The sequence below is a fragment of the Paenibacillus sp. plas6 genome (assembly GCF_057221655.1).
This window is the reverse complement of record NZ_CM170151.1, coordinates 4,517,094-4,529,630: the sequence shown is the minus strand read 5'-3', so window position 1 is coordinate 4,529,630 and position 12,537 is coordinate 4,517,094. Positions and strand designations below refer to the sequence as shown.

General features: G+C 37.8%; 11 protein-coding genes. 6 read left to right on the top strand and 5 right to left on the bottom strand.

The features are described 5' to 3' along the window. Positions 1 to 102: 102 nt before the first annotated feature. The 5 genes from AC2TDL_RS20095 to AC2TDL_RS20075 all read right to left on the bottom strand — a co-directional run bounded on the left by AC2TDL_RS20095 (position 103) and on the right by AC2TDL_RS20075 (position 5,309). Complete coding sequence (locus tag AC2TDL_RS20095) at positions 103 to 1,665, bottom strand: IS1182 family transposase (RefSeq protein ID WP_484697438.1); 1,563 nt, start codon at positions 1,663 to 1,665, stop codon at positions 103 to 105. 133 nt (positions 1,666 to 1,798) lie between these two features. Continuing rightward, the gene (locus tag AC2TDL_RS20090) at positions 1,799 to 2,209 is read right to left on the bottom strand and encodes a hypothetical protein (protein WP_484697854.1); all 411 of its coding nucleotides are present in this window, start codon (positions 2,207 to 2,209) and stop codon (positions 1,799 to 1,801) included. A 236-nt stretch (positions 2,210 to 2,445) separates the two neighbouring features. Beyond that, entirely contained in the window at positions 2,446 to 3,705 is a 1,260-nt protein-coding gene (locus AC2TDL_RS20085; RefSeq protein WP_484697853.1) for a CapA family protein, read from the bottom strand. An 18-nt stretch (positions 3,706 to 3,723) separates the two neighbouring features. After that, on the bottom strand, positions 3,724 to 4,440 hold the full coding sequence (locus AC2TDL_RS20080) for an RluA family pseudouridine synthase (RefSeq protein ID WP_484697852.1): 717 nt from the start codon (positions 4,438 to 4,440) through the stop codon (positions 3,724 to 3,726). After that, complete coding sequence (locus AC2TDL_RS20075) at positions 4,437 to 5,309, bottom strand: class I SAM-dependent methyltransferase (RefSeq protein WP_484697851.1); 873 nt, start codon at positions 5,307 to 5,309, stop codon at positions 4,437 to 4,439. Before AC2TDL_RS20075 ends, AC2TDL_RS20080 begins: the two co-directional genes overlap by 4 nt. Before the next feature lie 113 nt (positions 5,310 to 5,422). Here AC2TDL_RS20075 and AC2TDL_RS20070 point away from each other — a divergent pair, with 113 nt between their 5' ends. The 6 genes from AC2TDL_RS20070 (at position 5,423) to AC2TDL_RS20045 (ending at position 12,537) form a co-directional block, all read left to right on the top strand. Beyond that, positions 5,423 to 5,623 (top strand): hypothetical protein, encoded by a 201-nt coding sequence (locus AC2TDL_RS20070; RefSeq protein ID WP_484697850.1) that lies wholly within the window; start codon positions 5,423 to 5,425, stop codon positions 5,621 to 5,623. A gap of 157 nt (positions 5,624 to 5,780) precedes the next feature. Then, positions 5,781 to 6,359, top strand: a complete 579-nt coding sequence (locus AC2TDL_RS20065; protein ID WP_484697849.1) for a TetR/AcrR family transcriptional regulator — start codon at positions 5,781 to 5,783, stop codon at positions 6,357 to 6,359. A 388-nt stretch (positions 6,360 to 6,747) separates the two neighbouring features. Further along, on the top strand, positions 6,748 to 8,382 hold the full coding sequence (locus tag AC2TDL_RS20060; protein ID WP_484697847.1) for an extracellular solute-binding protein: 1,635 nt from the start codon (positions 6,748 to 6,750) through the stop codon (positions 8,380 to 8,382). A gap of 73 nt (positions 8,383 to 8,455) precedes the next feature. Continuing rightward, positions 8,456 to 9,364: an ABC transporter permease gene (locus AC2TDL_RS20055; protein ID WP_484697846.1), complete on the top strand. Its 909-nt coding sequence runs from the start codon at positions 8,456 to 8,458 to the stop codon at positions 9,362 to 9,364. 29 nt (positions 9,365 to 9,393) lie between these two features. Then, positions 9,394 to 10,269: a carbohydrate ABC transporter permease gene (locus tag AC2TDL_RS20050; protein ID WP_484697844.1), complete on the top strand. Its 876-nt coding sequence runs from the start codon at positions 9,394 to 9,396 to the stop codon at positions 10,267 to 10,269. Between the two features lie 9 nt (positions 10,270 to 10,278). Further along, positions 10,279 to 12,537 carry a helix-turn-helix domain-containing protein gene (locus AC2TDL_RS20045; RefSeq protein ID WP_484697842.1) on the top strand — a complete coding sequence of 753 codons (2,259 nt, stop codon included), beginning with the start codon at positions 10,279 to 10,281 and terminating at the stop codon, positions 12,535 to 12,537.

Below are 12,537 nucleotides of genomic sequence, written 5' to 3'. Positions count from 1 at the left end.
AGAGCCTGGGACAAAACTTGTCTCTTAAAACAAGCAAACGGTGAAATCTGTTCAAAGATTTCACCGTTTGCTCATTTTAGGCTCTGTTTTTCTAATGCTATGCTACGTTCGTAGCACATATTTCCTTAAGTTTACTGCCATTAAGGCAAGTCCAATCTCATGCTCAACTTTCCGTTTTCCTCGAACTGAAAAGCGAGTGAAACCTAAATTAGCCTTCAAGAATCCAAAAACTGGCTCTACGTCGATTTTACGTTGACGGTAGAGTTCACCTGTTTTTTCTTCTGAAAGCTGTTCTTGTACATATATTTTTTGTTGTTCCCAACGATCGTTTATTAACAGTTGTCGATTTCGTCCTTCTCCTGCCTTTGTGCAGCTTGTTCGGAAGGAACAGCCTGTACAATCCGAACATGAATAGATCTTAAACTGACGTTGGAACCCGCCTTTATCTTTACGAGTAGCATAGCGTTGAAAGGTGAGATATTGATCATTAGGGCAGGTATATCGATCTTCCTCCGTATCGTACTGCCAGTTTCTCGGTTGAAAGGGATCGTTCTTTACCTTCTTCTTTTGTTCGCGCTCATACATCGTATACTTCATCAATGGAACACGCTTGCGATTGGTGATGACATCCTCATAGTTTTGTTCACTTCCATAGCCTGCGTCCGCCACGATGTAGGTAGGTAAGTCGAAGTATTGGTTTTCAATTTCATTAAGAAAAGGAATGAGCGTCTTCGTGTCTGTTGGATTAGGATAGATCCCATACGCCAGTGTATATTGTCCTTCTGTCGCAATTTGTACGTTGTATCCAGGCTTTAACTGACCATTCTTCATATAGTCATCTTTCATCCGCATAAACGTCGCATCCGGATCGGTTTTCGAATAGCTGTTTCGATCTCCAAACTGTTGTTGATGCTGCTTGTATTTTTTCTTTCGTTCAATCCATTCACGGACTTGCTTGAGCATTTGTTTTGGCACTTTACGCTTGCTTCGTAATTGCTTTCGTTCGCTCGTATTTTCGGATGCTTCCATCTTTTCTGTATAGCTTTCAACCACGTGTTCGAGGTGTTCTGCGATCTCCAACAAGTTTTCCGTAGAGAGTTCCTGCTCATGTTCGAGCTCTGGAATAATCTTTTGTTCCAATAACTCGTTGTACAATTGATTCGACTTCTCGATTAGACGAGTATGATGCTTGTCCACGGCTTTTTTCCATACAAACGTAAACTTGTTGGCATTCGCTTCAATCTTTGTACCATCAATGAAAATCGCTTCTTGGTGAATGATCTTTTCTTCTACTAACTTCGAGCGAAATTGAACAAAGCACTGGCGGATTAATTCCTTCATCTCAGGATGAACACGGAAACGATTGATTGTGCGGTAGCAAGGTTCGTAGCCTTGTGCCAACCACATCATCCGAATACTGTCTTTCGTTAGAGCTTCAATTTTACGACCAGAAAAGGCAGATTGGGTGTAGCCACATAGAATGATCTTGAGCATCATGCGAGGATGATAGGATGGACAACCATCACGACGAACAAACGAACGAAACGCTTCATCGGGAATACTTTCGACCAAATGATGAATGGCAAACGCAATATCTTTTTCATTTAATTTAACTTCTAAATTTAGAGGCAAAACTAATTGGTTCATGTTATACTGTTTGTACATAAGGAACACCTTCTTTAATGTTTTTGTAGGAGTACTAAAATTTTAACAGATGGTGTTCCTTTTGTATTTAAAAATTTAACGGCGATGACATTTTACTTTCGTAAACGTCACCGCCGTTTTTAGTTAGGCTGGGTTATTTTGTCCCAGCCTCTTTTCGTTTTCGGTAAATTAATAAAAATGAATCAAGCGCAAACGTAAGAAAGGTTATCGTAAAAGTAAGTTCAATAAGTACGTTATATACTACAATTAATAGATAAGAGAGCAGCTGGACGATAAACCGAAATTCACTTAATTTAGCATGGAATGCAGCCAATCGGTTAGCTTGGAATGAAAGTTGATCATTGTATGCTTTATTTACTGTTAACTGCCCGTTATTAAATAAAGCATACAGCGCATAGCTAAAACTAAACAGCCATACTAAAGCCAATAGATTAGGAATTTCGCGTTCAGTTATATAAATCGCAATCGAAAGAAACGTAATTATAATAAAAAGAATAATTGGCCAAAGTTTCACTGCTTTGGTACTAATTTTTTTGAAACTCACAGGCAGCGCTCCTTTAATTCATTAATGTCACAGGCGGAGTCCGGGGTTAAATTCACTATCTCCTAACTAAATATTATATAAAAATGACATAATGTGTAAATATAAGAAGCTATCCCTTTTAGGATATACGCGCTCTTTAAAAGTAAAGCGACCAATCATTGAGCTGTAGCGGCTAGTTAGAAGCGCACTAACTAACGAGCTGTTATTGGATGATTGGTCGCTATTTTACTAAATTGCTATTGTTGTTCCATTAATGAATTTAAGCGCTTTGTGAGCATTGCAAAATCAGCTTCTAAAGTTGAATAATCCGATTGCTTTAGCAACGGGTCATTTTTCTCAGCTAAAGTTTCCTCTACAGGAAGGATGCGATAACGATAGTTGCTGTCTGGCTTATAGCGATGCACCCAAGTTGGAGTTACCGTCACATCTTTGATTTCAATTTTCCCGGTATCATAATGTTTGCGTAAATCAACTCGGAAAATAGCGCCATAATCCTTTGAATCGCCTCGTTGGTTGGAGATAAAGTTCCCCATAGAATAAATGATTAGGCCTTGACGTTCAAATCCTTGATCATCCTGTATAGTAACCATTTCATAAGGTTGCAGAACATGAGGGTGAGAGCCCGCAATAATATCTGCCCCAGCTGCGATAAGCTCGCGTGCTAATGATTTTTGCTCCTCGGTAGGCTGTGTCTGATACTCATTACCAAAATGCAAGGCAATTGTTACAACCTCTGCGCCTTCCGCGCGCAGCCTTTTAATATCAGAGATTATTTTTTCTTTATCAATAAGGTTAATAATAAATTCTTTGCCTTCTGGAATTGGAATTCCATTTGTACCGTACGTATATGATAAAAAGCCCATTGAAATATCGTTATGTTCAACAATTACGATCTGCTCTGCTTCCTCCATATCACGGGCTGAACCAACTGTAGTAAAGCCGATCGCCTTCACATTATCGAGTGTTGCAATTGCCCCTTTAACACCTTTGTCTAGTGTATGGTTATTTGCAGTAGACAGCGTATTAAAGCCGACATTCCATAAAGCTTGAGCAAGCTCGATCGGAGCATTGAAGGTAGGATATCCGCTATAGCCAAAATCTTTACCTGCCATTGGCGTCTCCAAATTAGCCATTTTCCAATCACCATCAGCGATTAGATGAGCAATTGGCGCAAAAACATCATCAAAGTTATAGCTGTCCGTCTCTTTATTATACGCTCCAGGTAATTGCGGCGTATGGCTCATAATATCGCCAACGCCAATCCAAACCGCATCGGTATATGGGGGAGAGGTTGGCGTCGGCGTAGGTGTAGGTGTTGGTTCAGTAGAAGGTGGTGCCGAAATTATAACGGCTTGGTCAGAGCTAGCAGCCTGCTCATTATTTGGTACAGCTTGCTCGATGTTAAGTACAAAGAACATTGCAACAATACATGCGATTGTAAGCAGAAGCAGGATTAAATTAAAGATAAATAATTTTTTTCTGTTATTTTTTTTCAAATTATCACGTCCTTGAAGCTAGTTGTACCAAGTAGCTGCTTGATGAAGCTGCTGCTTTGTAAATCGTGACCAAGGAATTGCTTCTACTGGCGGTAATGATGTAAAGCGCAATTCCTCTTTCGAAATTGGATGAGGTACAGTAATACTTGTTGACCATAATGCAATAGTTGCGTGTATTTGATGGCTATTATCATTGGAACCGTATTTTACATCGCCCACAAGTGGATGACCGATAAATGCCATCTGTGCTCGAATTTGATGCGGACGACCTGTATGAAGTCTCACTGCTACAAGACTATAGCCTGCTGTAGAGGCTATGACACGATAGCTCAGTTTAGCATCCTTAGCATCTGCTACAGGCTGGCTGTAAACAGTCACTTGATTTTTTTTATTATCTTTTCGAATATAATGCGAAAGATCTGCTTCCTTTTGCTGTGGACTGCCATGCACGATACACATATAGGTTTTGCCAAATTTACGAGTACGGACTGCATCCGATAAACGTGAAGCCGCCTTAGAGGTTTTAGCAAATAACATAGCGCCGCCAACAGGACGATCCAGACGATGGACAAGCCCGACAAAAACATTGCCAGGCTTGTTATAGCGCTCTTTTATGTCCTGTTTTAGCAGCGTAAGCATATCAATATCTCCACTGTCATCCGCTTGTGAAGGGATGCCAGGCGGCTTTTCAACTACGATAAGATGATTATCTTCATATATAATCTCTAGTTTCATTCATTTGACTCCCAACGACCTAAAATACCGCACGGCAAAACAAGACCTGATGCTGTAATCGGTAAACCAATTTCCCCGCAATGAATTTGTCCGCCATACTTTTTACCCATACTCATCGTTAATAGATGCTGTAATACTGTTGGTGATAGGCCAGTTGTATAAGAGTTAATAAGCATAAACAACGGTTTGTCACTCATGATCGTCATACATGTTTGCAAGAATGGGAATAGATTTTCCTCAAGCTTCCATGTTTCTCCTTTAGGTCCGCGACCGTAAGAAGGCGGGTCCATAATGATTGCATCATATTGACGCCCGCGACGCTGTTCACGTTGTACAAATTTGAATACATCATCAGTAATATATCGGATAGGTGCCTTTTCTAGACCTGAAAGAATTGCATTTTCTTTCGCCCATTGCACCATACCTTTAGCAGCATCAACATGGCAAACTTCTGCACCTGCTGCTGCACATGCGACTGTAGCACCGCCAGAATAAGCAAACAAATTTAAAACACGAATTGGTCGATTGGCTTTACGGATTTTTTCCATCATCCAGCTCCAATTGACAGCTTGCTCTGGAAATAAACCTGTATGTTTGAAATTTGTCGGTTTAATATGGAAACGTAAATCTCCGTAGCTAATTGTCCAGCGCTCAGGTAAATCTCTATTGCGAATTTCCCATTTCCCTCCGCCAGAAGAGCTGCGATGATAATGTGCATCTGCTTTACGCCACAATCCGTTTTCATTTTCGATTGGCCAAATAATTTGCGGATCAGGGCGACGTAAAATATATTTGCCCCAACGTTCAAGTTTATCTCCTGACCCAGTATCAATTACTTCGAAATCTTTCCATTGATCTGCTATATACATTCAAATGTTTCCTTCCTAAACTTGTCTTGTTATGATATCATCGCTAATTATAACGAAGCTAAGCGTATGAATCAATGAAACAAACTATATTTTTCATAAAGGGGAGAATAGACATGCTGCAATTCATATGTGAGTGTGGAAATAAAAGTGGTTTTTTTGCAACAGGAGACTATGATGAGATGCAGAGAGAAGTACTAGAAATTGAAGACGATGATTGTGTAAGCTATGTCATTGGTCCAGATAGTGTAGAATTTAAATGTAAATTTTGCGGTCATCGTTACATTCTGCCTAAATTTATTAGCTTCACAGATTAAGCTGGCCTATTAAACTTAAACGTTATGCTTAAACAAGCAAATATGATATAATGAAAGAAAAAAACTAGGACTGATCAGTCCTAGTTTTTTTGAAAGCTATTATTTTGATAACGGTTAGCTGGGTAAAGTGCGGAATGACGTTGTTAGAGGTGATAAGATGGTTGCACGAAATCGAGAGCAGCTTATACATATAGCAGCAAGACTATTTTTAAGCAAAGGATATAAGTACACCAGTATAGAGGATATTGTTGAACGGAGCAAAGTTTCACGTTCGAATTTATATTATCATTTTAAAAGTAAGGAAGAGCTTCTGTATGCTGTGGTTGATTTTTGGGGGAATCGTTATGAATCTGCGTTAGAGATTTCTCTCGGTCAGCGGGAATTATCTGCCCAGCAAAGAATTGAAGCGTTCATTAACTTATTGCTCGAAGAAATTAAAGCGAGAGGGGAGAGAGGTACATGTCCCTTTATCGCAATGTATGAGCAAAGCGCTGTAGAAGCATTTGCTGTTCATCAACGTATAAAGCAATTTTTCATTTGCTTAGAGCAGCTTATCGCAAGCCTAATAGCACAGGGAATGGAATCAGATGAGTTTCGTTCCTCCATTAGCGCTGAACAAGCAGCTACATTATTTGTTTCTTCACTTGAAGGTGCGTTAATTTTAGCTGAAATGAAAGGCGATATATCGATTATTACCTCGGCAACAAATGCCTTCTTTTCTGTACTTAAGAATTAAGTAAAATGGTTGAGCTCTTTTACGCTTCATAGCGCTAATCTGATGCTAGTAATTTGAAAATATTGGTTAAGCGCTTACTTAATTTGTTAACTGCTATATCATTGATCATAAGCGGCAGTAAACGAATGCTACAAATTTCTATATTAAACAAGATTCTAGAAATCCTTATTTTATAAGGGTTTTTCGCCACTTACCTAGAGTTATGTATAATGTGCAGAATCATGTATATTGCCTGTGCTTAAACTGGGAAAGTAAGATAAATGTGTACCACGATTCAAAGTAATCTACAGGAAAGGAGTATATCATCAGTTTCATTTCGACTTCGAGAACAGACAGTCCGAGACAGTCAGAATAACTAATTAACTATTTGAAAAAGGGGAGAATAAAAATGAAAACGTTTAAAAAAGTTAGTTGGGTTTCATTACTGATGATTTTATGTCTTACACTGGTCGTAGCTTGCAGCAGTAACGGTAATAGTAATTCTAGTTCTAAAAATGAAGGAAACAGTGGTACAAATTCAAGCTCAAGCAATACTGAACAAAAAGGAAATGAAACCAGAAAAGAAAGAGTTACTTTGAAAATTGAAGTATTTGATCGTGGTAACTCACCTGAAGGTTACACTGTAACAAATAACGAGATGACAAAATATATTCAAGAAAACTTTGGTGACCCGAACAACATTGATGTTGAATTCGTAGCGGTGCCACGCAGCGAAGAAATTAACACACTAAATGTGCAAATGGCAGCTGGAACAGCTCCAGACTTAATTTTTACTTACAATGAAGGTGCAATTTATAACTGGGCGAAACAAGGCGGTCTAGCAGATCTTGGTCCTGCAATTGAGCAATACGGTCCAAACATTAAAGAATATTTGAAAGATTCTTTACAATACGGTGTGTTTGACGGTACACAATACGCGATCGTAGCACGTCGAGTAAATATCGAAAAATATTCTAGCTTTATTCGCCAAGACTGGTTAGATAAGCTTAATCTTCAAGCTCCGACAACTACAGAAGAAACATACAACGTTTTGAAAGCGTTTAAAGATAACAATTTAGGCGGTGATCGTACAATTCCGCTAGGCTTTTCATTAACTCCAGACTCCTATGAGCCTGTTATCTGGTCTTTCCTAAAAGAGCAATCTGATGAGGCTCGCTATACAAAAGCTGTAACAATTGGTTCTCGTGAATATCCTATTTTAATTGATGGTCACAAAGAAGGGGTACAGTTCTTAAACAAATTGTACAATGAAGGATTAATGGACCCTGACTTTGCTTTAGATAAAGATAAAAAGAAGAAAACAGAAAACTTTGTTAATGGCTACACAGGCATGTTAAGCGTAGATACAGGTACTTTCTACGGTAACGAAGATGCAATGCCTATGACACTAGAGAAAAATGTTCCTGGTGCTGATGTAAACAATGTATTGCCATTTACTGATTTTGAAGGCAAAAGCTATCAACCAAAATACAATCCAAGCGGTATGTATATTGCCGTACCTGTATTCAGTGAGCGTGTAAATGAAGTTATTCAATATCTAAACTGGATGGCACAAGATGATGTCATTAAATATATGGCATTCGGTGAAGAAGGTGTGCATCATGATGTTGTAAACGGTTATCCAGTTCGTAACGGCAGCGATGCTGATACAAAACTTCTATACAACACTGGTGACTATCTAATTATTACAAACGGTATCGACTTTGGTTCTCCAGAGAAAAACGACGAGTATTTAGCACTTAACGTAGTTGAAAAACATCGTGAATTAGCGCTAGAATCTCGTGAATTAGCGAGAAAAGATGCTGTAGCACAACCTATTAAATTTAGTAAGCCGCTTGATTCCGAGGCAAAATATTCTGTAGTAATGCTTGAGAAATATGAGGAATTGCTAGTTAAAGCAATTATGGCTAAGCCAGAAGACTTCGATAAAGTATACGAGGAAGCATTAAATGAATTTATGGTAACTGCAGGTAATGAGGTTATTGCAGAACGTCAAGCAGCATACGCTGAAATGAAAAAATAATGAACTGTAATATGGGCGAGAGTATTATCTCTCGCCCGTTGATTAAACCTTATTCAAGGAGTGGGAGACAAAAATGATTAAAAAAAATGTAGTCTACTTCATTAAGCATTGGCAACTATATCTCATGTTAGTTCTTCCATTAACTTTTTTTATCGTATTTAAATACATGCCGATTTACGGTGTGCAAATTGCATTTAAAGATTTTAATGTTTTCAAAGGTGTAGCAGAGAGTCCTTGGGTAGGATTTGATGTATTCAAAGAGATTTTCTCTCAACAAAGCTTCTATATTGCATTGCGTAATACATTTTTATTAAATGGTTTAGATCTTATTTTTGGTTTTCCAGCACCAATTATTTTAGCAATATTGTTGAATGAATTGCGTTTTGTTAAATTCAAAAAAATATCGCAAACATTGCTTTATTTACCTCATTTTATTTCATGGGTTATTATCGGTGGTATTGTTTATCAAGTATTTGCGACAAATTACGGAATGATTAACTTATTTCTAGATCGTTTTGGTATTGGGCCAATACCTTTTCTTTCCGATAAATATGCCTGGCTTGTAACATATACTTCTGTCGGTATATGGCAAAGTGTAGGTTGGGGAAGTATTATTTATTTGGCTGCAATAACTGGGATTAATCGAGATTTATATGAAGCAGCAGAAGTTGACGGCGCAGGGCGCTTTCGTAAAATTTGGAATGTAACATTGCCTGGTATTCGATCTACGATTGTTGTTTTATTAATTCTTCGTCTAGGCGATATGATCGATATCGGCTTTGATCGACCATACATTATCGGTAACGTAATGGTAAGAGATTTTTCGGATGTGTTAAGTACGTACATTTATCGAATCGGTCTGCAGAGCGGACAATATGAAAATGCAACAGCAGTTGGCTTATTCCAAGCGGTGGTCGGACTTGTTTTCGTATTGACAGCAAACTATATTTCCAAGAAAACAACCGATGAAGGAATTTTATAACAGCTCATTGATGAAAGGATCGACGATATATGTTAAAGAAAAATAGGATGACGACGTTCGATATAGTGAATACTTTGATCATTTTATTAATGGTTTTAGCCTGCTTATTACCGTTTTTACATATTTTGTCTGTATCATTGAGTGATAGTGGGCCTATAATGTCTGGTAAAGTAACTTTTTATCCGTTAGAGCTAACCTTTGAGGCATACGCAAGAGTTTTATCAGATAATTTGATGTTAAAATCGTTATGGTTTACGATTGTGTTAACGTTTACCTTCACATTTCTGGCGATGGTAATGACAACTATGGCGGCGTATACCCTTTCTACAAATTTGAAAGGTAAAAAGTTATTTATGCTAATTATTATATTCACGATGTTCTTCTCAGGAGGATTAATACCTGATTACCTCCTAATGAAAGATTTGAAGTTATTGGATAGTTTTTGGGTTCTAGTGTTACCTGGCTTAATCAGCCCATTTAATATGATCGTTATGATTAACTTTTTTAAGAGCACGATTCCTGATGGGCTGCTAGAAGCAGCAGAGATTGATGGTTGCTCGGATTTTGGCAAATTAGTTAGACTTGTGTTACCGCTTTCAACACCGGTTTTAGCAACATTAAGCTTATTTTATGCGGTCGGTAGATGGAATGGCTTCCGTGATGCATTATTCTATATTACCGATCAGAACTTATATCCTTTACAGTTAAAACTGTATCAAATGGTTATGAACAATATGATTTCAGAAGTAACGCTGGCAGAAGGTGCGAATGCTGCTGTTAAGCTAATGCCTGAAAGTCTAAAGGCAGCTAGCATTATGTTTGCCACAATCCCGATTTTAATTGTCTATCCATGGCTACAACGCTATTTTGTTAGCGGTTTAACGCTCGGTTCAGTAAAGGGATGATGTTTATTGATGAATAAAAAATGGTATAAGAAAACATTGCTGTCCTATCTTCCGATCTTTTATGTGACAATCGCCATTATTGTATTTATATGCGTATTTATTGTTGTGGAGATTTCGATGAAGGAAGCGGAGCAAACGAAGCAATATACAACTAAGCAAATTGTTACTACCTTGGAAACACAGCTTAACTCGCTTGAGTTGAGGATGATCGAAAAGCTTCGAATTGGGGACGGACTATACGATTTTTTCAATTATACCGACTATAAACATGCTAATGAAAATAAAAGCCGATTAATCAATTTTGAAGCAAATAAAACGATGCGACAAATGTTATCGGATTTTCCAATTGTTCATTCGATTTATTTGTATCGAACATATGATCAAAAGGTGTTAACGCTTGATTCATTTTTGCCAGTAACAGATTTCACTGATCAAGCATTTATTTTTCAAGAGCTGCAAAAAACAGATAAAACGCGGGCATGGTCGCTTCCTCGTATGTATACCGATGGAATCGGCCTTGAGCCGTCCAATGAGCAAGTCATTTCTTTTTCACAGCGGACTCAGCTGCCAATGGGTGATCAAGGCTTAGTGGTTATAAATGTATCACTTAAGCAGCTATTAAATATTGTTGATGCTATTGTCGATCCAGAGCATACGTTTTTAATGATTTCGACAATCAGTGATGAGCTAATTTATGCGACAAATGATTTAGATGATTCAAAACGGATTACAACAAGATTAAGTTCAAAATATTTGCAATGGGAGTTTCAAAGCGGGCTGCAAACGACGTTCTCACTTCATGCTTTGCGAACGATTTCACGTAGCTGGATTATTTTTGGCGCAATAGTTATTCTTATCAGTCTAATTTATATGTTCTTAATAACTAAGCGCAATTATCGGCCAATTGAGCGTATTGTTAGTCAAATTCAATCACTGCAAAAGCAAATGAATATTAATAAAGGTTCAACTGATGAATTTGCCTTTATTCAAAAAGCGATTGAACGATTAACGGATGAAAATATGCAATATGAAGCTACAGTACAAGAAAGCATGCAGCAAAACAAAACGCAAGCCTTTATAAAGCTGCTTGAAAGTAATAATGAAGGAAATTACAAGAAATGGGGCTTGACCTTAGATAAATTAGGAATTCCTAAAGAGGTAAAGCTGGCTGCAGTTGCGATTATTGAAATCGATCATTATGAATCGTTTGAATGTAAATATAAACTGCCAGATGATCAGGGGCTAATTAAGTTTGCCATTAGCAATGTGCTGCATGAATATCTAATCAACATTGGCTACGTATGGTTTGAATGGACGAGATTAAACCGCATGGCTTTTATTCAACTGATGAATGATGTGGAGCAGTTAGAGGAGTGGAAGCAGGCGCTTGAAACTTTCCGTGTTTGGGTTGCAGTAAATATGGGATTAACGCTCACCATTGGGATTGGAAAGGCCGTATACAGCTGGGAAGAGATGCACCAATCATATGCAAGTGCCAATGAAATTTTAAAGTTTAAATATTCTTCAGGCACCAATCGCATTTTACATTATGAGCATATTATCCCGTTACGAAGCATGAATTTGCATCGCTATTATCAGGAAATGAATACCTTAGTTCATGATTTTCGCCGTAATCAAAAGGATTGGCCAGAGCGGCTTAATGAGGTTATCCAGCAGTGGCAGTCCGAATTGTTTACGAATGAAGAAAATATGAACCTTTTATCCTATTTTAAGCGATTATTATTAGAGCTTGAAAGCAAGCTGCCCAATGAGCTGAAAAAACCATGGAGAGACGCTTTAGATACGAAATGGGAATCTTTTGGGAACAAAGAGTCTGTTCAAGAGGTTACTACGTCGATCAGCAATTTACTGCAGGAGCTTTTCAATCAGTTTACAGCTTATATGAGCAGCAAAGATTCGAAGCAGACGATTCATCAAATCCGCAAATATGTCGATGAGAATTTTACAAATCCAGAGCTGTCATTAAATTTAATAAGTGAGGAATTTAATTTAAACAGTAAATATGTAAGTCAACTGTTTAAGGAGCAGCTAGGTATTAATTTTGCTGATTATGTGATGGAGCTTCGTGTTGAATTAGCTAAAAAATTGTTGTTAACTACAGACGCATCGATAAATGAGATCTCGTTGAAAATTGGATATGAAATCCCATTATCGTTCGGTCGCGCATTTAAAAAGCATGTTGGAGTGAGTCCAACAGATTATCGCAAGAATATGATTGAAGAGAAGCATATAAGTGAAATTCATTAA